The following is a 23,963-nucleotide window of genomic DNA, read 5'->3' as shown; positions in this document are numbered from 1 at the left end:
AATGAATTATAAAGTGAAGTTAGAACATGTAACAAAAAAATATAAGATGTACAACAAGCCTTCTGACAAATTAAAAGATCTATTTTTTAGGAGTGGAGATGGTGAGTATCATTATGCCCTAAATAATGTATCATTTGAAGTACCAGAAGGCGAGATTGTTGGAATTGTCGGTTTAAATGGCTCAGGAAAAAGTACACTATCTAATCTAATTGCTGGTGTAACAATGCCAAATAAAGGGACAGTTGATATTAAGGGCACTGCAGCGTTAATTGCAATTTCTTCAGGATTAAACGGCCAATTAACAGGTCTTGAAAATATTGAATTAAAAGGCTTGATGATGGGGCTTAGTAAAGAAAAGATCAAGAGAATTATTCCTCAAGTTATTGAATTTGCAGATATTGGTAAGTTTATATATCAGCCTGTCAAAACCTATTCAAGCGGAATGAAATCGAGACTAGGCTTTGCAATTTCAATTCATATTGATCCTGATATTTTAGTAATTGATGAAGCACTTTCTGTAGGCGATCAAACGTTTACGCAAAAGTGCTTGGATAAAATGAATGAGTTTAAAGAACGTGGTAAGACGATTTTCTTTATTAGTCACTCCATTTCCCAAGTGCAAAGTTTCTGTACAAAAGCGATTTGGATTCATTATGGGCAGTTGAGAGAATACGGAAATGTCAAGGAAGTAGTCGATCATTATAGTGACTTTTTAAAGCAATATAATCAAATGACTGCAGAAGAGAGAAAACAGCTCCGTGAAGAACAAATGTCACAATTTCAGCATGGCTTATTACAAGAACAGTTTACAAAAATTCACAAGCCTCGTCGTAAATTTAAATCGAGCCGCCATAAAGTGAAAAATAAAAGTAAGATAATTGCAGGGATGTGTTTAGCCACAATAGCGGGAATCATTACAGCAGGGATTTATTATAATGATTTAATGCCATCTAGTAAGGAAAATAAAGATATAGAAAAAGTGGTTGCAAGTAAGAATGTAACTGAAGAGAAGCAAGCTGAAAAAGAGGAGAAATATATAATAACTAGTAATGAAATTAGTATTCGTAAAGAAGCAAGTATAAATGGTGAACGCATAGCTGTTGCAAACTTTGGGGATATTTTTACTGCATTTGATCCTAAAGCAGCTACTGTAAGTACTGAGTGGATCCAAATAAAATTACCAAGTGGAGAAACTGGATGGCTGAGTACACAATATGTCGTACCTTTTGCGTCTAAGCAGAATATGATAGAGGATTCAAAATTAGCTGAGTTACTTTCATTACTAAAACGTGTGTATGGAACGCAAATTGAGGAGGCGCCTTCTTATCTAGGCAAGACAGAAAAGGAATTACACACAACATATCCAAATGCATTAAAACAATTACAGAAGGTAGCGGGAAAAACAATTGTTAAAGATGGAAGTATCCGATTTGGTATTTTACAAGATAAGGTAGTAGATATTACACTTCAAGATATTTCGCTGTCTGTTGCGAAACTTCATGAATTATTAGGGAAAGAAAGCATGAGTAATAATGAAGAAAATAACTATTTTTATGAGACAAATAGTTACTATATTGCAGCCCGTTCGGATCAGACGCATAAAGAAATTCAATCTATATCAATTGTAAAGAAATGATTAATAACAAAAAGAGCCAAATTGAACTGCACCCCAATTGTTAGACACAGTCTAACAATTGGAGGTGCAGTTTTTCTATGGCTAAATTTACAGCTGATGAAAAAATACAAATCGCATATGATTTGGCTCTTTTTTATTTACTTATTGAAGTGTTGTAAAATTGCTTCTACAATTCGCTCTGATGCACGGCCATCACCGTATGGGTTAGATGCTTTCGACATCTTATCATGAGCTTCTTTATCTGATAACAATTCATCAGCAAGACTAAAGATTGTCTCTTCGTCTGTTCCTGCTAATTTTAATGTACCCGCTTCAATACCTTCTGGGCGCTCTGTTGTATCACGAAGAACAAGAACCGGTACACCGAGTGATGGTGCTTCCTCTTGTACTCCACCAGAATCAGTTAACATTAAGTATGAACGAGCTGCAACATTATGGAAATCAATTACATCTAGCGGCTCAATTAAATGAATGCGGCCATGATCGCCTAAAATATCATTTGCAGTTTCACGAACAACAGGGTTCATATGAACAGGATATACAACTTGTACGTCTTCATGCTTATCAACAAGACGTTTAATTGCACGGAACATGTTACGCATTGGCTCTCCTAAGTTTTCACGACGGTGAGCTGTCATAAGTACAAGGCGATTATTTCCAATTTTCTCTAATACAGGATGACTATATGTTTCTTTTACAGTCGTTTTTAGTGCGTCAATCGCTGTATTTCCTGTTATGAAAATGCGTGACTCATCTTTATTTTCTTTCTGTAAGTTCGTTGCTGATTTTGCGGTAGGTGAGAAATGAAGATCTGCTATTACGCCTGTTAATTGGCGGTTCATCTCTTCTGGGTATGGAGAATACTTATCCCATGTACGAAGTCCTGCTTCGACATGACCTACTGGAATTTGATTATAGAAAGCAGCTAAACTTGCAATAAATGTTGTCGTTGTATCACCATGTACAAGTACAATATCCGGCTTTGCTTCTTTCATTACTTTATCCAAACCTTCTAAGCCACGCGTTGTAATATCAATTAAAGTTTGGCGGTCCTTCATAATATTCAAATCGAAATCTGGCGTAATTCCAAAGATACTTAATACTTGGTCTAACATTTGACGATGTTGCGCCGTTACAGTCACAATCGATTCAATTTTGTCTGAATGCTTTTGCAACTCTAATACAAGAGGTGCCATTTTAATTGCTTCTGGACGTGTCCCGAAAATTGTCATTACTTTTAAACGTTCAGTCATTTCATTGCCTCTTTCTTTTACCAGTTAAAAAATCTAGTAGTATTATTACTGTATTATTATACATGAAAGTTATCAGAAAGAGGTGGAATCATTCTTAATAGAAGATATTGAAATTTAATTGAATGGCAATTTTTTATAATGAAATTGAAGAGTAAGAGAAATATTAATATTAGATTGATTTTGTGAAAAACATTTTAATAAATGAAAAAAATATATATAAGTGATAAAGATAAGATAATATATTTTTGGTATTTTTATTTTAATGTTAAAATATAATAATTTAAAGAAAATGGGAGATAAAAAGAGAAAATGCTAATAATTATCCTGAAAAAAAACAAAAAAGGTGTAATATTAGGTTTTTCTTTCAAGATTTTCTCCTATATAATGATTTATGAATACGACATTAAAGGCTAATAATATTTAATATAATTCGCCTTTCCCTAACTTGGGTATACACTCTTTTCAACCTCCGTGTCAGTGATAATACATATTGAAAAGAGTGTATACATTTTTTTATTTTGGGGAGTAATTTTGAACCCCTTTTTTATAATGACAAATGAGATTTAAAATGGGATAATGATAGTATAACTTCAGGTGGTATGACCAATCTTGTTTAAGGAGAGAAGTGTATGCTAGATATTCAACAAATTAAAGAAATAATTCCTCATCGCTATCCATTTCTACTAGTGGATAAAGTTTTAGAAGTAGAAGAAGGAAAGCGTGCTATTGGGATAAAGAATGTTACAGCTAATGAAGAATTTTTTAACGGACATTTTCCAGATTATCCTGTAATGCCGGGCGTTTTAATTGTAGAGGCTTTAGCACAGGTTGGTGCTGTTGCTATGTTGAAGAAAGAAGAGAATCGTGGTCGTTTAGCATTCTTCGCCGGTATCGATAATTGCCGTTTTAAACGACAAGTCCGTCCAGGTGACCAACTTCGTTTAGAAGTTGAGATGACGCGTGTACGTGGAGCAATCGGAAAAGGAAAGGCAATTGCTACTGTAGATGGTGAAATTGCTTGTGAGACAGAAATAACGTTCGCTCTTGGAGAGAAAAAAGAATAGTAAACGTAAAATGTTTTTTTATACAGATAGGTGGATACAAGGCTATGTTTACAGCCTTGTATCCACCTATTTTATTTGTGTAGTAATATGTGATTTATTTAGCAAAGAAGTTTAGTTATAGGAATACTTTAGAGTGCTAACAAGAGTTTTAATTAAATAAGTCAGAGGGAATTTTGGGATAATGGACAGGGAATTCATATGAATTTGAAGGTATTTATAGCGTGATGAAAGAATAAAGTAAAGGTAGGGAATATATACATTAAATTGTTAAGTGTATAGGGGACGGAACTTTTGAAAGATTATACAAGTTCACAGCAATTTCATAAGAAAAACACAACTTTTTAGTGAAAGAAATATAAAATGAGTTTATCAAAATAGAGAAAAGAGATGATAAATGTGAAGCTATACGAGGTTTTACATGATTATGAGAATGGAAAGTTTAAAGATGGCGATATGTTTTTATATCAAAATAATCCAAGGATGATCGCAATTTTTAAAGCGGGTAATTTTGTTTGGAGTGATGACCATGTAGCTGTTAATTGCAAAGATATTTCAAAAGATATTTGGTATATCAGAGAAAAGTAGTGAAGGGTTAAAGGTGCTATGCATAAGGGTTCATCCGTAAAAATATCTGAATGTTAAGTTATTTTTAAACTATACGTGGAACAAGTAATTTCTATAATAATAGAAGAAATCCATCTTAATGCGAGAGGATGGCCAAACTGAAAAAATAATTAAAAATAAGAAGAATGAATCTTATTATTTTATATGATAATATGCCTTAGAGCAAAAGTAGAGTCCATCATATTAGATGGACTCTACTTTTGCTCTAAGGCATGATTTTATAACAAAGACTTTTAATTTATCTTTTATTTTTAATCGAGAATAATGTAATATAGTGGGGAGTATAAAAATAGATATATTATTTTTAAATTTTGATAAAGAGGGTAAAGGTATGAAAAAGAAAATTTTATTTTGGGTACTCGGTATTCTTGGAGTACTAATCATAGGTGGAGGAATTTATGCCTATAATGTATATTCTTCTGTATCTAATACATTAAAGGAAGTTCATCAACCTTTAAAACGTGATCAAAACAACAATAAAGTTGGAGAAAAGATTAGTAATAGTGAACCAGTGTCAATTTTATTACTAGGAGCAGATGAGCGCGGTGATGATAAAGGGCGTTCAGATTCTTTAATGGTAATTACATTAAATCCTAAAAATAACTCTATGAAAACAGTAAGTATTCCGCGTGATACTTATACAGAAATTGTTGGAAAAGGTAAAAGCGATAAAATCAATCATGCTTATGCATTCGGCGGAGTAGATATGTCTGTAGCGACAGTGGAGAAATTCTTGAATGTTCCTATTAATTATTATATTGAAGTGAACATGGAAGGCTTTAAAGATATCGTTGATGCAGTCGGTGGGGTAGATGTAAATAATGATTTAGAATTTACGCAGGATGGACATCATTTTGCGAAAGGAACTATTCATTTAACTGGTAATGAAGCTTTAGCATATACACGTATGCGTAAACAAGATCCACGTGGTGATTTTGGTCGTCAGATGCGCCAACGTCAAGTAATGCAAGGTGTTATCAAAAAAGGCGCAAGCTTCTCTTCTTTAACAAGTTATGGAGATGTGTTAACAGCAATTCAAAAGAATGTGAAGACAAACTTAACGCAAGATCAAATGTTTGATATGCAAAAGAATTATAAAGATTGCTTAAAAAATAGTGAGGATATCCAAATCCCGGGTGACGGTCACAAGGCCGCTGATGGTATTTGGTACTACTATGTTCCGGATGCAGCAAAACAAGATTTAACGAATAAACTAAGAGCGCATCTTGAAGTGACTAAGTAATAAGTAATGACTCAAATTCTTTAGACGGAATTCGGGTTCCCAAGTGCTAAAGGCCACGAAGTTTGGGCACAATATGTAACGGATTATTTCGTTGCTAAGTAATAAAGGTACACAAAAGGTATACGAGCAATCGTATACCTTTTATAATAAGAGAGTGAATTATAGTAGGAGGAAGACAATGAGTTCAACCCTAATTTGCGGCGGAGCCGGCTATATCGGTTCTCACGCTGTGAAAAGGTTAGTAGACGAAGGTTTATCTGTAGTAGTAGTAGATAACTTACAAACGGGTCATGAGGATGCAATTACGGAAGGTGCTAAGTTTTATAATGGCGACCTTCGTGATAAAACATTTTTAAGAGATGTGTTTACAAAAGAAAATATTGAGGCGGTTATGCACTTTGCTTATTAGAGGTAATGGATGAGTTTAAGGTAGATAAGTTTATTTTCTCTTCTACTGCGGCGACGTATGGTGAGGTAGATGTAGACCTTATTACTGAGGAAACGATGACAAATCCAACGAATACGTATGGAGAGACGAAGTTAGCAATCGAGAAGATGCTTCATTGGTATAGCCAAGCTTCTAATTTACGTTATAAGATTTTCAGATACTTTAACGTGGCTGGTGCAACTCCAAATGGTATTATTGGGGAAGATCACCGTCCAGAGACGCATTTAATTTCTCTTGTATTGCAAGTGGCGTTAGGTCAACGTGAGAAGATTATGATGTTTGGTGATGACTATCATACACCAGATGGTACTTGTATCCGTGATTATATTCATGTTGAAGATTTAGTGGCAGCTCATTTCTTAGGTCTTAAAGACTTGCAGAACGGCGGAGAGAGTGATTTCTATAACTTAGGAAATGGTAATGGTTTCAGTGTAAAAGAAATCGTTGATGCAGTTCGTGAAGTTACAAATCATGAAATTCCTGCTGAAGTAGCGCCGCGTCGTGCGGGAGATCCAGCACGTTTAGTTGCTTCTTCTCAGAAAGCGAAAGAGAAGTTAGGTTGGGATCCTCAGTATGTAAATGTGAAGACAATCATTGAGCATGCTTGGAATTGGCATCAGAAGAAACCTAATGGGTATGATAAGTAAGACTAATAAGTGAAGGAGAGGGTATTGTCGTTCAACATATGTTCGACAATACCCTCTCTTTTTTTATAAGATTTTTGCTATACTAAACTGTACTATAATACAGGATGGAAGGAGGAGAACAATGAAAATACTTGTAGTGGATGATGAGTCGAGTATTCGTAATTTGATTCGGATGCAGCTTGAGATGGAAGGGTATGAAGTGCTTACGGCGGCTGACGGGAGAGAAGCTTTAGAGAGATGGAAGGAAGGGCCGGATGTTTTGATTTTGGATGTTATGCTTCCGGATACAGATGGGTATGAGTTACTTCGTTTGTTCCGGGAGAAGGATCGGGATATTCCAGTGCTCATGTTAACTGCGAAGAGTCAGATGAATGATAAATTGCTTGGCTTGCAGCTTGGTGCAGATGATTATGTGACGAAGCCGTTTAATTATGCGGAGCTTATTCTTCGGGTCAAGAATATGACGCGACGCGTGAAGAAGAAAGAGGTAACGGTAAGCCATGAAGTAATTGGGGCGGGAGAGATAACGATTTGTCCTAAGGAAAGAAAAGTGCATGTGAGTGGACAAGAGATTCAGTTAACATATAGAGAGTTTAATTTATGTCAGTTGTTTGTTTCAAATCCGCAGCGTGTATTTATGAGAGATGAGTTACTTGAGAAAGTATGGGGATTTGAGTATATCGGAAATACGAGAGCGGTTGATATTATGGTGCAAAGACTGCGGAAGAAGTTAGGGAGTAGCGGGGAATATATTAAGACAATTTATGGCGTTGGCTATAAACTGGATTGTTAAGTGGTGATGGTATGTCTTTAAAAAGAAATATGGTGTTTGGAATCGTTGGACTGTTAATCCCGATATTCGTTCTTTTGTACGCAGTTGTTTATATTACGTTAGAGAAGAATATGTATCATAATGCGGCAAATTCTTTAGAAAAGTTAAGTGTAGAAGCACAAATTTATACGATGAATTATTTAGAGAAGGAAGCAGAGGTCGAGACGCTCGGTCCGAATTCACTTTTAATTGCTTCGTATTTAGCGAAGCGCATGGATGTCCGTGTACAGATGATTGGGAAGAATGGAGATGTTGTGGCGGATACGCAAAAGGGAGCGCTTCTTCATCGGAATATTGATATTGAGAGTTCCTTGAAGGGGAAGAAATCTTATGTGTTTGAAGAGGGAGACCCGGCTCCAATTCTTTTGTTTTCAAGCCCGGTTTATTATGGAAACGATGTCATTGGAAGTGTTCGTTTTATAAATGAGTTAACTGGTGAGAAGGAAGTTTTAACAAATGTCGGCTGGACGTTCTTAATGACGTCTCTTTGTCTTGTAGCTGCAGGTATTTTCTTTGCAATTCGTTTGGCGAAGTCTCTTCATAAGCCGATTGATCAGTTAAGACAAATGGCGCACCGGCTTGCGAATGGTGATTATAAAAGTAAGATTGAGCTAAATGAATATGTGGAAATTGCTCAGCTTTCCGCATCTTTTAATGCGATGGCCGATGGAATTGAACTGCATATTAAGCAATTGAAAGAGGAGAAAGAGAAGCAGAAAGATTTCTTAGACCGCATTACGCATGAGCTGAAAACACCGCTAACGGCGATTATTGGCTATGTGGATTTAATTCCGAAGTTAAAGGTGAAGGAAGATGTACAGGAGAGCTTGCGTTATGTAGCTGTAGAAAGTGAGCGTTTATTGTCACTTGTAGAGGAATTACTTAAGTCTTCAAAGTACGGGACGAGTACGTTTGAAATATCACCTACAGTTGTGAATATAAAGGAGTTAGCCGAAGAAGCAGTTTCAATCGTGAAACCTCGTCTGCAGAAGTTTGAGATTGAAGTTATCAATGAGTTAACAGATGTATATGTTGTTGCCGATTTCGATAAGACGAAACAGATTTTCTTAAATGTGCTTGATAATGCGATAAAATATAGCGATGCTACGCAAATTCGTATGAATGTCATTGTAAATGAGCGTGAGGCGAAAGTGTTTGTTCATGATGATGGCATTGGTATAGATGAAGGTGTACTGGCAGAGTGGAATGAATCGCCAGAAGGGAAGGTACTTTCTTCTAGTTACGGGAACGGGTATGGTTTGTATATTTGTCAGGAGATTATGAATAAGCAGGGCGGAAGTATGCGAATTGAGAGTAGTGAAGAGGTTGGTACTACCATATTTATTACATTCTTACTTCCGAGACGGATGGAAGACATAAAAAACTTGAAAGCGGTTAAATGATACATTTATGAAACAATTATGCGATATTTTCGAAACAACGTTTTTTTATCTTGGAGGTAGGCAGAAATGAAAAGGCTATCATTTCAAATTCTTATGTTTGTCTTTTGTATCATTGTTTCTCTTATTTTGTTTTATGTGATGGAGAAGCAAATATATAATCGGATCACAATTGTGAATGACAAACAAGCTGTTTTACAAAGAGTGAATGAATCCCTGCCTACTGAAATGAAGGTTAGGCATGAAAAGTGGGGAGAAATTGTTATAACGGATGAAGTTCGTTTGCATACGATTGTTTCATTCTTTGACCGAATTCAAATCAATCCGAGTGAAGCTAAGAATCAAGAACAAGTATTTACTGGAGAAGTAACGTACTTGAATGGACAGAAACGTACTTTTGCAGTAGGTGACTTGTTCCAGTACGGGGCTGATATGTACGGAAAGAATGGTGCGGATCCAATGATTTCAGCATTGCAAACGTATTTGTTAAGCCTGTATTACACACCAGAACGTATTCATGATTTTTTTGCGTCAGCACAGGATGTCATAGTACGTCAAGGTGATGTAGAACGTGCGGTGAATGTTACGCACATACTTGATTCGATTCGGTATGCAAAGCAAATTACAGATTACGGAGAAATTCAGAAGTTATTACAATCACAGAATGAACCGATCGCTTATGTTACCGCTTATAAAACTGGTAAGCGTATAAAGAATGAGCGTGAAGACATTCTTACTATTTCTGTGTATCCATCGTATTTTGTTGTGCAATATCTCGGTGATAATAATGGGAATGTCATGTATATGAAAAGCTCCCTCGCAAATGTATTTGTAAAGGAGAATGTGTCATGAGAAAGATAGCCTTTTTCTTCTTTTTGCTAGTAATTGGAGGAGCGATGTCTAGTTGCTCTCGAGATACAACCTCTATTAAATATAATAAAAGTGGTCTCCCTATTTTGGATGATCGTCATCTTGTTGCGTATGTAGCGGCTCGCGAGGAAGTTGGAGAAGCGTTGCTTTCATCATTTTGTAAACCACGCGGCTGTACGTATGAGTTTATTCGTCTTTCGACAGAAGAGCTTCTTCGGAGGGTAGAAGAGGAAGCTGGAAATCCGAAAGCGGATATTATTATTGGCGGTACGGTAGACGCGCATCAAATGATGAAGCAAAAAAAACTATCTATTCCTGTTACGAGTCAGCATGCGAACCGTATTTCAAAAACTGTGAAAGATAAAGATGGTTATTGGTACGGTTATGAAGTAGAGAAGCTGGCAATTGCGATCAATAAAGAGCGGTGGAACGAAGAATTAGCCCCGCTCGGACTTCCTTATCCATCAAGGTGGCAAGATTTATTAAATCCAGTATATAAGGGAAAGATTGTTATGCCAGATCCAAATGTTTCAGGAACAGCCTATACGTTTTTTCAATCACTTATTGATACTGTGGGTGAAGAGAAAGCGAAAGAATATGTTAAGAACTTTGCAGGGCAAGTTGGTGAAGTAACGGTGAATGGTTACATGCCAGTAGAGCTTGTTGCGAGTGGTGAGTATATGATAGGCATCAATTTCATGGGAGATCAGAGAATGCTTCAAAAACAAGGTTTTCCAGTTGTAAGTATCGTACCTGAGCAAACAGGGCTATCTGTTAATGCGATTTCGAAACTAAAGCGTGCACCGAATGGTATTATTGCGGATTTATTTATTGATTATTGTTTATCAGAAGAAGCGGGTCACATTTTAGAAAAGGTTTCGTTTGGCGTGCCAACGATGTTTGCGAAGAACGAGAAAGAAATAGAAGGACAGCCGGTTAGAAGAACGAACCAACATATATCAAATAGTGGAATAATCGAGATATGGAATAGACAACGTCTCTCTCAGAAGTGAGAAAAGGAGACGAAAGAATATGTTTAAATGGCTCAAGCCAGCACCTGCAATTGAAAGATTGCCTGCGGATATGATCGACCGTGTATATCGATTACTACGTATTCGTGTGTTAATCGGAATTTCAGTTGGATATGCTGCTTATTATTTAGTTCGTAGTAACTTTACGTTATCAAGTACGTATTTAGTACAAGAATATGGTTTTAGTACAGCTCAAATTGGTCTACTAGGTTCAGTAATGGCAATTGTTTATGGATTTAGTAAGTTCTTTATGGGGAATTTATCAGATAAAGCTTTCGCCCAGCGCTTTATCGCAGTCGGTTTATTCTTATCAGGGCTTGTAAATATTTGCTTCGGTTTTGCATCTTCATTTGGGATGATTGTTACATTACTTGTTGTGAATGGTATTGTACAAGGTATGGGTGCACCTCCTTGTAGTATCGTTATGACGAAATGGTTCTCGAAGAAAGAACGTGGTACGAAAACAGGTCTTTGGAATATTTCACATAACGTTGGTGGAATGCTTGTGCCACCACTTGTCGGAATTGGTGTAGGTATTTTTGGTGAAAATCATTGGCAAGGCGGCGTGTTTATTTTCCCAGCGATTATCGCAATGGTAATTGCAGTTCTTGTTTGGATTAATGCGAAGGATACACCGGAATCAGAAGGTCTTCCTCCAATTGATGAGTATCGTAATGACTATGAAAATCTTGAAAAAGCAGATCATGCTAACAAGATGTCACCAAAAGAAATTTTAATGAAGTATGTAGTGAAAAATAAATTTGTATGGTTCTTATGTATTGCAAATGCATTCGTTTATTTAATTCGTTTCGGCGTTATTAACTGGGTTCCACTTTATTTAACGACAGTTAAAGGTTTCTCAAAAAATGAAGCACATGCGGCGTACGCAATCTTTGAAGGTATGGCAATTCCAAGTTCATTAATCGTTGGTCTTTTAAGTGATAAATTATTTAAAGGAAAACGTATGCCATTATGTATCATTAGTATGGTCGGAGTTGTTATTGGTACGTTTGTATATTGGCAAGCAACTAGCATACTTGTTGTAAGTATTGCAGTTTCTATTATCGGTTGTTTAATTTATGTACCACAATTCTTAATCGGTTTAAGTGCGATGGAATTAGTACCGAAATTTGCAGTAGGTACGACAGTTGGTATGTGTGGTCTGTTCGGTTACGTAGGCGGAAGTCTTGTAGCAAACGCAGCAATTGGTGTTATTGTTGATCGTTCTGGCTGGGATGGTTGCTTCATCTTACTATTAACAGGTGCCATTTTGTCAACAATCTTCTTGTTCATCGTTCAACGTGGACATGAAAGCAAAGCGCCTAAAGCAGCGTAATATTTTGTTTGAAAAGCTATCCAATTATTATTTTGGATAGCTTTTCTTATATTAAGATAATCTTTCCTTAAATCTATCTTAAAAGACATAATGTCATATTTCTAATCATTGGAATTTTTGTTACAATATAAATGGATGTGTAAAACTTTGTAAAAAGAATGTAATAATATGTAATTCATTTTCAGAAAGTTTTATACAATTTTATATTAAACTATTAAGTTATAAAAAGGAGAGAGAATATGGTACCAAATACGGTTCGTACTCCAAACAAGAAGAAGAAATGGATTATTATCGGGGTTATTGCACTAATTGTTATTGTAGCAGCAGTTAATATTTTTGTAATGCAAGGGAAGAAGAAGGGGGCATCAACATCTGCTGATGCTGTAAGTTTCGAGAAGGTAACGGAGCGTAAGCTGAATAATACGAAGTTAATTTCTGGTCAGGTGAAGCCTGGGAATATTGAAAGTTTTTATGCGGATCCAGCCAAAGGAAAAGTGAAAGATATTGAGGTAAAAGAAGGGCAAGAGGTAGAGAAAGGTGCGAAGTTATTCTCTTATGATAATGAAGAGATTAATCTTCAAATGAAGCAAGCTGAGCTGGATCAGAAGATGGCAGATATGCGTTATGATCAAGAGAAGAAGAAAATTGATTCGCTGAAGAAAGAAATTAAGAAAGCGAAAGATAGCGGAGCTGGGAAAGAAGTAACAGATCCGATGGAAGAGCAAGTAAGTGAGCTGGAGATAGCGCAAAAGACAACGGATCTTGAGAAAGAGAAAGGGAAGTTGCAGAAAGAAGAGTTAAGTAAAAAGCAGAAAGAGCTTACGATTTATAGTAACTTTGCTGGCGTTGTTCAAAAGTTAGATAAAGATGCAGCACAAAGTTCATCTCAAACGTTAGGTGGTCAAGGGAAAGCATTTTTACAAGTGGCTTCTAAAGATCCATTCCAAATTCAAGGTACGTTAACAGAGCTTCAAAAGTCACAAATTCAAAAGGATCAAACATTTACTGTAACTGCGAAAGCAAATAATAAGAAGAAGTGGACAGGTAAGATTACAGAAGTAAGTGAATTCCCAACAAGTGCAGAGATGGCGCAAGCTGGCGGTATGGGTGAAGCGACTCAAAATATGTCTCAATATACATATAAAGCAAGTCTTGATAGTCAAGATGGTTTATCTCCAGGTTATCACGTTTCTCTGCAAGTAAATTTAGAGAATAAGAAGATGGTTGCTGTTCCGACTAAGAGTATTGTAGAAAAAGATGATGATGCATTTGTTTATGTTGAGGATAAAGGAAAGCTTCGTAAACAAAATGTGAAAAAAGGTTCTACTGATGGAGACTGGACAGAGATTACTGAAGGCGTAACAGTGGGGCAAAAGGTGGTTAAAAATCCTTCCGACGATGTGTATGACGGAATGGAAGTGAAAGAGAAATGATTACGTTAAATAATATTGCTAAAACGTATTATCAAGGAAAATTGGCAGTGCCGATTTTGCATGGTATTAGTTTAACAATTCAAGGCGGGGAGTTCGTTTCGATTATGGGACCGTCTGGTTCTGGTAAGTCAACGCTTATGAATATTATCGGCTGTTTAGATCGTCCAACAGAAGGCGAATATATGTTGAATGATGTGAATATCTTAACAGCAGACGAGTCAAAGCTTGCTTTAATTCGTAATGAATATATCGGTTTTGTGTTTCAGCACTTTAATTTGCTGCCGCGTCTTTCAGCAGTCGAAAATGTTGAGCTTCCGCTCGTATATGGTGGCATAAAGAAAGCAGAACGTCGCCAGCGTGCTTTAGAGGCGTTAAGTAAAGTTGGATTAGCAGATCGCGTGCATCATTTACCGAACGAATTGTCAGGTGGACAGAAGCAGCGTGTAGCAATTGCAAGAGCGATTGCAAATAATCCAACGTTCATTATGGCCGATGAGCCGACTGGTGCGCTTGATACGAAGTCTGGTGAGCAAGTTATGGATATTTTCACGAAGCTTAATGCAGAAGGTACAACGATTGTTATGGTTACGCATGAAGAGGAAGTAGCAGCGTATTCTTCCCGCCGCATTGTACTGCGAGACGGGAAAATTACAGAAGATAGAAGGTGTGCGGTATGAGTTTACTAGATAGTATAAAAATTGCCCTCTCTTCTATTTTAGCTCATAAACTGCGTTCAGCTCTTACGATGCTCGGTATTATTATCGGTGTTGGTTCCATTATTACTGTCGTTGCGATTGGGCAAGGCGGGGAAGCAATGCTGAAGTCGAAATTCGCAGGTTCTGGTGGTAATAATCTTATGCCAATTCAATTTCAACCAGATATTAATGATGAGTTTGCTATGGGTGGATTTGAAATGCCAAAGTTAACGGAAGAGGATATTTTGGAAGTAAAACAAGTGAAAGATGTTTCACACGTTATTACGACAAACCGGAATTCAGAGGTGCTTGATGTAAATGATAAAAAGGCAAATCTGAATGTTATTGGTCTTGATAATGAATATTTTGCAGTTAATAAAGTAAAGGTTGTAAAGGGACGTACTTTAAGTGAATCAGATATTACTCATGCAAATAACGTTGTGATGATTAGCACAAAAACAGAAGAAACGTTATTTAAGGACGTAAACCCAGTTGGACAAATTATTGAGATGAAGGGGCAGCCAATGCAAATTGTCGGTGTGTATACATCTGATAATGAGTTTATGGGATTTGAAATGGAAGAAGCGCTAATCCCTCTTACGTTATGGCCTGTTTTATACGGAACAGATGAGATTCAAAACATCGCAATTCAAGCTAAAAATGTAGACGATTTAGAAGCAGCTGGGAAACAGGCTGTTGATGTATTAAATAGTCGTAAGCCAAGTGAAATTCCAGGTAAATATGAACTGGTGAACTTAAAAGAATTCCAAGAAAATGTTTCTAAAGTAACTAATATTATGACGATGATTATCGGTGGTATCGCGGGTATTTCATTAGTCGTTGGTGGTATTGGCGTTATGAACATTATGCTCGTATCTGTAACGGAGCGTACGCGTGAAATTGGGATACGTAAAGCACTTGGGGCAACGCGTAGTAAAATTTTATTACAGTTTTTAATTGAAGCAGTTATGTTAACACTTCTAGGCGGCTTAATCGGAATTGGTCTTGGATATGGCGGAGCATATATCGTTTCCACATTCGCAAAATGGCCACCTCTTGTTTCATGGGAAGTTGTCGTTGGCGGCGTATTATTCTCGATGACACTCGGTATTATTTTTGGATTAATTCCAGCAAATAAAGCTGCGAAATTAGATCCAATTGAAGCATTACGTTATGAGTAATTACTAGTGTAGTAGAACTACACACTACCGTTCTAGTGGGCGGTTCGTAGCCTCTATGTGAGGAAGTGAACCGCCCGTTAGAACGGGTTATATACATAGAAGGAGGCGTTATAATGGAAGCAAATATTAATACGCAAGATGCAGGTGGAAAGAAGCCATCATTATTTGGAATGATTACTTCTCCAGGTGAACAGTTTGAGAGAATGAAGACGAGTAATGCAGTTTGGGGGGCTTTTTGGTTACTTGTTTTGTTAGGTGGACTTGTTGGGGGATTTGCTGCTTATGTATATTCTCTAACACCTGAAGCTATTAAGCTTAATAAGGAACTAGGTGTTACTGTTTCAGCTGGAATGACATATGGTATGGGATTCGGTGTTGGTGCTCTTGGTATGGGATTTAGTTTCTTACTAAGTGCTGTAGTGTATAAAGTATTAATGGTATTTATGAGCAATGATACTTCTTATAAAAAATTATTGGCGATTACTGTATATTCAAGTGTTATTTCCTTAATTGGTGTATTAATAAATATAATTTTAGCTTATATTTTAGGTGGGTCGGGTCAAGAAATGTACACTGGCCTAGGACCAATTTTCGCCTCGAGTAGTGGTGTTGTAAAAGGTATTGTAAGTAAATTTGAAGTGTTTACAATTTGGGGATATGTAGTTACATGGCTAGGTCTTCAAATTACAGCAGGCTTAACTAAAAAACAGGCGACAATTATTACGATTGTTTTCTTTGTCTTAACTCTTGGAATGGGAGCTTTACAAGGTATGTTCCAATAAGGAAATAAAAATAAAAAAGGTGGCTCTTCCAAGAGTCACCTTTTTTATTTTTAACCATACTTCAAATATCGCCGTTGAAATTTCAAATACAACCTAGTGTAATTTCAAATTTCAGCGATACTATTTAAAATTACCCACAGTGAAATCCTTTCTTTATTTTTATATTGTGAAGGTACCGCGGAATATTAGAAAGGTATACCTTTTAGAAACGGGTACTGTGTGAAGCCAGCGACTTTTAAAGAGGCAGTTGTGTTGTATGAGGGAATGATCGTAAATCAAATAAAGAAGTTAGGGATCTATCAAGATTATGAAGAGTATTATCAATGTGGGTTAATCGGTCTTTGGCATGCGTATGAAAAATTTGATGCGGAGAAAGGGAGTTTTCCTGCATATGCAGTTGTAACGGTGCGTGGTTATATATTAGAGAGGTTGAAAAAAGAATTCACAGTGCAAGAAAAGTGTGTATGTGTAGGAGGGTATGAAGATATCTTTCATTTTGAAGATATTGAAATGAAAGTGAAGGATTTTATGAGTGTATTAGATGAGAAGGAGAAGTATATTATTTTTGAACGTTTTTTTGTAGGGAAAACGATGGGGGAAATCGCTTTAGAGACAGAGATGACCTATTATCAAGTGAGGTGGATATATCGGCAGGCGCTTGAGAAAATGCGAAATAGCTTAAGAGGATAAATAGTATCATAAGAATGGAAGGCAAGTGATATTGCTTTCCATTCTACTTATTTTGTTAAGGTAGTAAATGTAATAAGAGGTTTTTAAATTGTAGTGAATCTTGCATGTTCATACGTGATAATACATATCCAGCTTTTAATAATTGTTGTTTTAACTTATGGGGACTGATATGTATAGTTGTAGTTGTGCCATTTGAAAAATGAATGGTAGCTTTTTTACTCTGTTTGAAAAATTCTATGTCATCTATATGATTATAAAATAGCCATATACAGTTTGGAGAAGAAGGAGACTCTGTTGGGAAAGCACAAATATATTCTCTATGATTAATTGGAATCGGGACATTTTGTTTGAAATGAAAGTTTGTTTGAACTGCTTTACGTCTGCCTTGATAAGTAGTGTGTACATTGGTTAGACAAGATTTCTTTATGAGCTGGAGAGCGGTTTGACAGGAGTAAAGATGGTTCCCACTACTGTCGATCATTTTTGTGCAATAAGAAGGATGCTTGTAAGGCTCTAACATCATTGTAGAATTAGAAATAATAATAGCATTTTCGTCATTCATAAATTTAATTCCTCCTTTATAAATGATAATAATTCTCAATATAATTATATACGAATTAAGTAAATTAATTGTTAATCTTTTATTTCATATTGTAAATTTTGGCTATTCGTTTACAATCAATAGATGTTAGTCTTTCTAATTTGCATCGCTTGTACATATATATGAAAATAGAAAAGAGTAGGCGGTGAGATAGTATGAAGAAAAGGTATATTATTATGGCTCTAGTTGTTGTTCTTCTAGTATATTTAGCAAATAGTAATCCAAGTAAAGGTGAATATACGGATTGGGCAGCGAAGCAGTTTATGAAACGTAACGATGTAAGTAAGAAGCTAGACGAAGTGCAAAAGGAAAATGAAGAGGGTCTCCTTGGTGATTTAGCATCGGCTGGTAAGAAGTTGGCGAAAAAATATGTTGAGCCGCAAGTTGGATTATTAATCGATCATTATACGAAGCGAGATGATTATATATTCTTCTCAACATATAAGACGGAATTTGATATCGGCGGAGAACACTATAAATATGTATGCGTCGGTTTTTCAAAAATCTTTATTCCAATTGAAATGCCGAAGAAAAAAGACGAATCTGCAAAATGATGCAGATTCGTCTTTTTGTCTATAAGGTAATAGGAACTTCAGATACAGTCCTTTCTACGAGACGAGCTCCTTTTTTTCGGGTATTTTCATTAATTGATGAAAATACAGATGAGGCAAGGATTGTATCCATTACTTGATTTACGACTTGTGCATCAATAGGTGTGATCGGCTTCTCGATAGAAAAGACAACTGTTTTTCCATCTTCTTTCGCGAAAATTAATTCTAGTACTTGCATACGTTGTTTCCTCCTTTTTATTTATCTTGTAATCAGTGGGGACATCCCCACTGATTACATTGCCACCTTAAAGGCTAGAAAGATCTGATGTGCTAACAAGTTGTACAGCGTGAAGTGGTGATGCTTGTAGAGAAGCTAGAGCACGAGCTACGGTTTGTACTTTCTCTAAGTTTGCGTTTGTTTTTACGCGCTTAAATTGTTTGTTCTTAAAAACTGTTTTTCCATTCTTATCTAATCCATTGTTTAAGACGAGACGTAAAGTTAAATCCATTACGATTGTTTCGACTGCCATGTTTATCACCCCCTTTCACTATATAAATAGGATGCAAATGTCATGTTTTGGCGTGAAATTTATTCTTTTTTTTGGTACTCTTAAAAGAATAAGAGAGGGGTTTCGGAAGAATGAATCGTAAATGGTTATTTTGGATTCCTGTTTTACTATGGATGGGGCTGATTTTCTATTCCTCGGCACAACCATATAAAAAGCAGGATATGCGTTCGGATATTGAACAATATGTAAATGTGGAGTTTGTGAAAGAGCATTTTTCATGGGTATCTATCGATTACGGTGGTGGTACACCTGTTAGTATTGCAAATAAAGGTGTAGGCGGATTTATTGAGTTTTTCCTTCGTAAAGGTGCTCATTTTATGGTGTTCTTTATGCTCGGTTCATTGACGTATTATGCATTTCATCGATCGGGTTGTTCGAGAAAACGATGTTTCATGTACGCGCTCCTTTTCGTTGCGGGATATGCAACGTTTGATGAAATTCATCAATGGTTTACGGGCGATCGTACACCGATGTGGCAAGATTCATTACTGGATACGTGCGGCGGATTAACAGGTATTATAATAAGTAATTGGTTTTGGAATAGAAAAAAGAGCTAATCTCGAAAAGATTAGCTCCTTTTGTTTATACACCAAGTAATTCTTTTAGTTCATCTGTAGATAGTTCGGTCATCCAACTATCGCTTGTAATGACGGCGTTGTTTAATGACTGTTTTCTTTCTAACATTTCATCGATTTTCTCTTCAAGTGTCCCCGTTGTAATCAGTTTATGAACGTGAACGAAACGCTTTTGACCAATGCGATATGCACGATCTGTTGCTTGATTTTCTACCGCTGGATTCCACCAACGATCGTAGTGAATGACATGGTTGGCAGCTGTTAAGTTTAACCCTGTACCACCTGCTTTTAACGATAAGATGAAGATGTCATACGTTCCGTTTTGGAACTGTTCGATCATTTTGTCACGTTCTTTCTTCGGTACACTACCGTTTAAGAAGAGGACGCGCTGACCGAAATGTTTTTCTAACACATCTTTTAGCATGTTCCCCATACCGATATATTGCGTGAAGATTAAGCAACTTTCATTTTGATCTTTTATATTTTCAATGAGTTCCATGAGCGTGCTCGTTTTCATGGAACGTTCGATGATGTTTTTCGGTTCCGTTTCTTTTAAATAAAGAGCGGGATGATTACAAATTTGTTTAAGTTTGTTCAGCATGAGTAATATAAATCCGCGTCGTTCAATTCCGCTTAATCCTTCTACATTTTGCAATGTATCTTGAACAAGTTGTTCATATAAGGAAGCTTGTTCACCAGTTAGTGGACAGTAAGCTTTCTGTTCTTGTTTATCTGGTAAGTTTAATGCGACTGTTTGATCTTTCTTCGTACGACGCAGTAAAAACGGCGAGATAAAACGTTGAACTTGTTGGATTTTTCCTTCGTCACGGTCCTTTTCAATTGGTGAGACGAAGCGGCGCTGGAATTGTCCTAAGCTGCCAAGATATCCATGATTAATGAAGTCGAAAATAGACCAAAGCTCGGCAAGGCGGTTTTCCATCGGTGTTCCAGTTAATGCGATTTTGTGATTTGCTTGTAAGTTTCGCACTGCTTTAGACTGTTTCGTATGTGGGTTTTTAATATTTTGTGCTTCATCCAAAATAACAGCATCCCAGCATAACGTACTAAGTTCTTCCTCATCAAGCTGAGCTAATGCATAAGACGTTAATACAACATCTGCTGATTGAAGGAAGTCTTTAAATGATTCGCCTTTCGCCCTATTACTTCCATAATGTAACTGAACGCGTAAATTCGGTGCGAAACGCTCAAATTCTTTTTGCCAATTTCCAAGAACAGATGTCGGAGCCACGATTAAAGCAGGACCTGTTTGGAGATTGTTTTCTTTTATATATAGTAAGTAAGTGATCGTTTGAATACTCTTTCCAAGCCCCATGTCGTCAGCTAACAATGCGCCGAATCCAAGCTTTCTTAAATATAATAACCACTCAATGCCATGTTGTTGATACGGGCGGAGTGTAGCGTTTAGTGAAGAAGGGACATCTACTTTCGGAATATCTCCAATGTGCAATAGTTTTTGGAATAGCTCTTCATAATATCCATCTAGTTCAATTTCAATATCGTTAAATGGACTATCTTCTTCTACAATTTCTGTTTCAGCCGTGTTTGATAAATGTTGCTGAAGGACATCTTTCATTTCAAGTCCATATTTATCGGCACGATTCATGAGCTTTCGTACTTCTTCAATAAAGGCTGGATCTAGTCGCATCCATTGACCATTTATATTGAATAACCGTTTGTTTTGTTCAACGAGTTCAAAAAATTCGCTTTCTGATAAATCAATGCCGTTCGTTGAAATGCGCCAGTCAAAATTAACGAGCGTATTCATACCGAAGAAAGATTGCGTTTGCGTTGCATTTTGCTTCAGTTGCACACGTAATTTTGGTTTTGTCGCTTTTAAATTTTGCCACCATGATGGTAGTAAAATCGTAATACCTGCAGCGAGTAATTCGTTACTTGCTTCTGTTAAGAAGTTCCACGCTTCTGTTTCAAAGAGTTCACTTCGGAATGTATCACCGTCTTTTAACCACGGTACGAGCTTACTGAAGCCTTCTTGTGTTTCAAGAATACGTTCTTCATAATCGTGCCATCGTTTTGGTAAAGAATCGATACTTTCATATACATATATGCGATGTGCCCCGCGCTTTGGTGTAACAATTGTTTCAAGCTTCCACATTTCAAATTCTTCTTGCGGCTCTTGTAGTCGTAGTCCGATTGTAAAGGGAAGGTCATCTTCAATGTAACCAATTTTTCGAAGCCAATCTTCTTCATGTAGTGCTGCGTCTAATTGTCTTTTCGTAAAGTCGTAATGTTCATAAAGTCTCTTTGCATCTTCCCATCCGTCATTTGAACGGTTATCTTGTAATATGCTTTCATTTACTGCAGCCGAGAAAAGAGATGCCAATGTTTCATCTTCGATTGGAGTATTTTGAACTTTCCAAGATGGTTGTTTAGGCCAGCGCTCCATATCAGGTACGAAGCTACCGCTTGTGAAGGCATCCCACAATTCGTTCGCATCTTCCGTAAGTGCTGTAATAGGACCGTTCATTTGAATACGGGCAAAGGAGTTCATCGGTTTATTCGCGATGTATTCAAATGCTTGTGCGTTTGTTAGCATAACACCTTGTCTTCCTTCAAAGCTTGCTTCTTTTAGAAACGTGCCGTAGAAGGAAGTGGAGTGCCATGTAAATGCATTTCGTTTCCAACTTGTTACGGATAATGGAGTACCGCTATCATCTTCTCCCCAAAGGAACCAACCGTGACTAACGTGCTGGAGCCTAATTGTTACTTCAGTTTGATTGATCATCGATTAATTTTCCTTTCCGTAATTCCTCTTGTAGTGCACGCAGACGTGAATGTAAGTTTGCGATGTGAATAATGAAAGCATCCCATTCATCGGTACGCTTTAATCGTTTATATAATGTACGTAATTTCTTTAAGTAACGAACTGCACGTCTATATGATTTGCGATTTCGCTCTTCAATGGCTTCGGTAGTAGCAAGGTGATAAAGAGGAAGTGCTGCTTCTGGTGCTTCCTTTTCAATATCTTTCAGCGGCTCTTTCAAAAGTTCAATCGCTTCAAAACCGTGTAAGAGCTGAAGTTCCGTCCATGTGCGATACTGCTTTTTCGCGAGTACGTATTGTTCATAGTTTGCGAAACTATATGGTAATAGCTCTTGCAAAATCATTTCGAGTCCAGCTTGTTCATTTGTATGGGTTGCATACGTTTCATACATGATGACAAATAAGCGAACGATATCTTTTATGAAAATCGTATTTTCTTGCTCCTGTATCGTTGTTTTTACTTGTTTATACGTAAAGGAAAGCCAGTTTTTCGCACGATCCCACTTCATTGTATTTAATAACTCTTCTAACCAGTAAAAGTACAGACTTACAACAGAAGCAGGCTGTTTTTTTAATAAGTCCATCGCTAATAGATCTTCATCATTTAAAAAGAGTAGATGAGAAGATGCTAGTGCTTTGGAAAGTGGATTCATTTTCGTATCGATTCGTTTTTCTTCTTCACGAATTTGCTCTTTATTGTGTAGAAGTTCACTCCATATGTGACGATAAATAAAAAATCTCTCTTGCGTATAGGCGTCGGTCGAGAAGAATACTTCATGAACGAGACGAGCTGTTTCTTGCAAAATTGCTTCAGACTCTGAAGAAGTCGCTTCTGATTGTAAGTCCCGAACGATGGCTTCCACTTTATCTACAAAGAGACGAACGACGTTAACAGGCTGGTGATAAGAATACGTTTTATTTGCTTCAAATTCCTGAATTTCTTCTAATAATTTTTGAAAGCAATAAAGCGCTGCATGTAACCTGAACAATTCATGTATCACGATGATACGCGGAGCTTTCCGCTCGAGTTTCGTATAGAAGTCCGTAAAAATACTCATAAGAAAATACATTTGTTTATAAGTAAGCCGAGCTTGTTCTTTTTTAAATGATTCATATTCGTTATCAAAATAGGATTGCCAACTTTTATAATCCGTTTCTTCAAAAGCTGATGATTGCAATACTTGTCTTGCAGTTCGAATAGGAGGAAGAGAAGGTTTCGTATTATTTTTGAATAAAGTTAATACATCTCCTACTTGCCCGAAACTAGATGCTGCCGATAGTAACACAGCGAGCATATGCTCACACTGCGTTGGTGCGAAGCAATCGCAATAGCTTTCAGCTACGTTACGAATCGGGATATGGACGCTATATACGCTGCCTTCAGCATCTACAGTTCCTGATAGCGTATAGCCATCAAAGTCAACGTTGTAGACAACACCACTACGATATAGGTGCCGAGCTGTAGCGACATGTTCCTGATCAGCTGTTTGCTGTGGATCTAGTCCTTGAACGAACTCATTCGCAATCATCATAATTTCATCTTTCGTAATTGAGTGTTGCAGCATAATATTCCTCCGTACACATATTTCTTTCCTTTACCATTATAAACAAAAAATGCTCAAAACAGAAAAAATGAAATTTAGATTACATTACTTGAAAATCATGGTAATATATAAAATGTTAATTTTGTATATTACTAT

At 36.7% G+C, this 23,963-nt stretch carries 22 protein-coding genes and 1 pseudogene; 17 read left to right on the top strand and 6 right to left on the bottom strand.

Going from position 1 to position 23,963, the window contains the following annotated elements:
- Position 1 precedes the first annotated feature (1 nt).
- Positions 2-1,636, top strand: a complete 1,635-nt coding sequence (gene tagH / locus MR147_RS13625; protein WP_074606543.1) for a teichoic acids export ABC transporter ATP-binding subunit TagH — start codon at positions 2-4, stop codon at positions 1,634-1,636.
- 137 nt (positions 1,637-1,773) lie between these two features.
- Here tagH and wecB read toward each other — a convergent pair whose 3' ends face one another.
- Positions 1,774-2,889: a non-hydrolyzing UDP-N-acetylglucosamine 2-epimerase gene (wecB, locus tag MR147_RS13620; protein WP_074606545.1), complete on the bottom strand. Its 1,116-nt coding sequence runs from the start codon at positions 2,887-2,889 to the stop codon at positions 1,774-1,776.
- A 629-nt stretch (positions 2,890-3,518) separates the two neighbouring features.
- Here wecB and fabZ point away from each other — a divergent pair.
- The 14 genes and pseudogenes from fabZ to MR147_RS13550 all read left to right on the top strand — a co-directional run bounded on the left by fabZ (position 3,519) and on the right by MR147_RS13550 (position 17,165).
- Positions 3,519-3,953, top strand: a complete 435-nt coding sequence (fabZ, locus tag MR147_RS13615) for a 3-hydroxyacyl-ACP dehydratase FabZ (protein ID WP_000884319.1) — start codon at positions 3,519-3,521, stop codon at positions 3,951-3,953.
- Positions 3,954-4,340: 387 nt separating this feature from the next.
- Positions 4,341-4,538 carry a hypothetical protein gene (locus MR147_RS13610; RefSeq protein WP_061129269.1) on the top strand — a complete coding sequence of 66 codons (198 nt, stop codon included), beginning with the start codon at positions 4,341-4,343 and terminating at the stop codon, positions 4,536-4,538.
- A gap of 370 nt (positions 4,539-4,908) precedes the next feature.
- The gene (gene tagU, locus MR147_RS13605) at positions 4,909-5,820 is read left to right on the top strand and encodes a polyisoprenyl-teichoic acid--peptidoglycan teichoic acid transferase TagU (RefSeq protein WP_074606547.1); all 912 of its coding nucleotides are present in this window, start codon (positions 4,909-4,911) and stop codon (positions 5,818-5,820) included.
- Between the two features lie 178 nt (positions 5,821-5,998).
- A pseudogene (gene galE, locus MR147_RS13600) lies at positions 5,999-6,915 on the top strand (UDP-glucose 4-epimerase GalE).
- A gap of 121 nt (positions 6,916-7,036) precedes the next feature.
- Positions 7,037-7,708 (top strand): response regulator transcription factor, encoded by a 672-nt coding sequence (locus tag MR147_RS13595; protein WP_074541150.1) that lies wholly within the window; start codon positions 7,037-7,039, stop codon positions 7,706-7,708.
- 11 nt (positions 7,709-7,719) lie between these two features.
- Entirely contained in the window at positions 7,720-9,150 is a 1,431-nt protein-coding gene (locus MR147_RS13590) for a HAMP domain-containing sensor histidine kinase (protein ID WP_074606549.1), read from the top strand.
- Between the two features lie 66 nt (positions 9,151-9,216).
- Positions 9,217-9,999: a DUF3919 family protein gene (locus MR147_RS13585; protein ID WP_074606551.1), complete on the top strand. Its 783-nt coding sequence runs from the start codon at positions 9,217-9,219 to the stop codon at positions 9,997-9,999.
- Positions 9,996-11,030 (top strand): ABC transporter substrate-binding protein, encoded by a 1,035-nt coding sequence (locus tag MR147_RS13580; RefSeq protein WP_074606553.1) that lies wholly within the window; start codon positions 9,996-9,998, stop codon positions 11,028-11,030. The genes MR147_RS13585 and MR147_RS13580 overlap by 4 nt, the downstream gene beginning before the upstream one ends.
- A 19-nt stretch (positions 11,031-11,049) precedes the next feature.
- Positions 11,050-12,384 (top strand): MFS transporter, encoded by a 1,335-nt coding sequence (gene pgtP / locus MR147_RS13575; protein ID WP_000477605.1) that lies wholly within the window; start codon positions 11,050-11,052, stop codon positions 12,382-12,384.
- A gap of 239 nt (positions 12,385-12,623) precedes the next feature.
- Positions 12,624-13,817, top strand: a complete 1,194-nt coding sequence (locus MR147_RS13570; protein ID WP_074606555.1) for an efflux RND transporter periplasmic adaptor subunit — start codon at positions 12,624-12,626, stop codon at positions 13,815-13,817.
- Positions 13,814-14,494, top strand: a complete 681-nt coding sequence (locus MR147_RS13565; RefSeq protein ID WP_074606557.1) for an ABC transporter ATP-binding protein — start codon at positions 13,814-13,816, stop codon at positions 14,492-14,494. The genes MR147_RS13570 and MR147_RS13565 overlap by 4 nt, the downstream gene beginning before the upstream one ends.
- Complete coding sequence (locus tag MR147_RS13560; RefSeq protein ID WP_000054372.1) at positions 14,491-15,693, top strand: ABC transporter permease; 1,203 nt, start codon at positions 14,491-14,493, stop codon at positions 15,691-15,693. The genes MR147_RS13565 and MR147_RS13560 overlap by 4 nt, the downstream gene beginning before the upstream one ends.
- A gap of 113 nt (positions 15,694-15,806) precedes the next feature.
- Positions 15,807-16,475 (top strand): YknW family membrane protein, encoded by a 669-nt coding sequence (yknW, locus tag MR147_RS13555; protein WP_074606559.1) that lies wholly within the window; start codon positions 15,807-15,809, stop codon positions 16,473-16,475.
- A 219-nt stretch (positions 16,476-16,694) separates the two neighbouring features.
- Positions 16,695-17,165, top strand: a complete 471-nt coding sequence (locus MR147_RS13550) for a sigma-70 family RNA polymerase sigma factor (protein ID WP_074606561.1) — start codon at positions 16,695-16,697, stop codon at positions 17,163-17,165.
- Between the two features lie 55 nt (positions 17,166-17,220).
- Here the strand turns inward: MR147_RS13550 and MR147_RS13545 are convergent, their stop codons facing one another.
- Positions 17,221-17,727, bottom strand: a complete 507-nt coding sequence (locus MR147_RS13545) for a competence protein ComK (RefSeq protein WP_074606563.1) — start codon at positions 17,725-17,727, stop codon at positions 17,221-17,223.
- Positions 17,728-17,921: 194 nt separating this feature from the next.
- On the opposite strand from MR147_RS13545, the gene MR147_RS13540 reads away from it, so the two are divergent.
- Complete coding sequence (locus tag MR147_RS13540; RefSeq protein WP_000747726.1) at positions 17,922-18,320, top strand: DUF4359 domain-containing protein; 399 nt, start codon at positions 17,922-17,924, stop codon at positions 18,318-18,320.
- 19 nt (positions 18,321-18,339) lie between these two features.
- On the opposite strand, the gene MR147_RS13535 is transcribed toward MR147_RS13540, so the two are convergent.
- Together MR147_RS13535 and MR147_RS13530 are read right to left on the bottom strand one after the other, a co-directional pair.
- Positions 18,340-18,555, bottom strand: coding sequence for a DUF2922 domain-containing protein (locus MR147_RS13535; protein ID WP_001197597.1), 216 nt, complete (start codon positions 18,553-18,555; stop codon positions 18,340-18,342).
- 67 nt (positions 18,556-18,622) lie between these two features.
- On the bottom strand, positions 18,623-18,847 hold the full coding sequence (locus MR147_RS13530; protein WP_000257702.1) for a DUF1659 domain-containing protein: 225 nt from the start codon (positions 18,845-18,847) through the stop codon (positions 18,623-18,625).
- Positions 18,848-18,957: 110 nt separating this feature from the next.
- Between MR147_RS13530 and MR147_RS13525 the strand changes: the two genes are divergently transcribed.
- Entirely contained in the window at positions 18,958-19,443 is a 486-nt protein-coding gene (locus MR147_RS13525; protein ID WP_074606565.1) for a VanZ family protein, read from the top strand.
- 25 nt (positions 19,444-19,468) lie between these two features.
- On the opposite strand, the gene MR147_RS13520 is transcribed toward MR147_RS13525, so the two are convergent.
- Both MR147_RS13520 and MR147_RS13515 read right to left on the bottom strand, forming a co-directional pair.
- A complete protein-coding gene (locus tag MR147_RS13520; RefSeq protein WP_074606567.1) occupies positions 19,469-22,225 on the bottom strand; it encodes a DEAD/DEAH box helicase in 2,757 nt (918 codons plus the stop codon).
- Positions 22,209-23,828, bottom strand: coding sequence for an SWIM zinc finger family protein (locus MR147_RS13515; RefSeq protein WP_074606569.1), 1,620 nt, complete (start codon positions 23,826-23,828; stop codon positions 22,209-22,211). The genes MR147_RS13520 and MR147_RS13515 overlap by 17 nt, the downstream gene beginning before the upstream one ends.
- Between the last annotated feature and the right edge of the window lie 135 nt (positions 23,829-23,963).

It is taken from the genome of Bacillus cereus group sp. BfR-BA-01350 (genome assembly GCF_022663775.1).
Lineage (GTDB): Bacteria > Bacillota > Bacilli > Bacillales > Bacillaceae_G > Bacillus_A > Bacillus_A paranthracis.
Note: the sequence above shows the minus strand (reverse complement) of the source record. Positions and strands in the feature narration are given on the sequence as shown.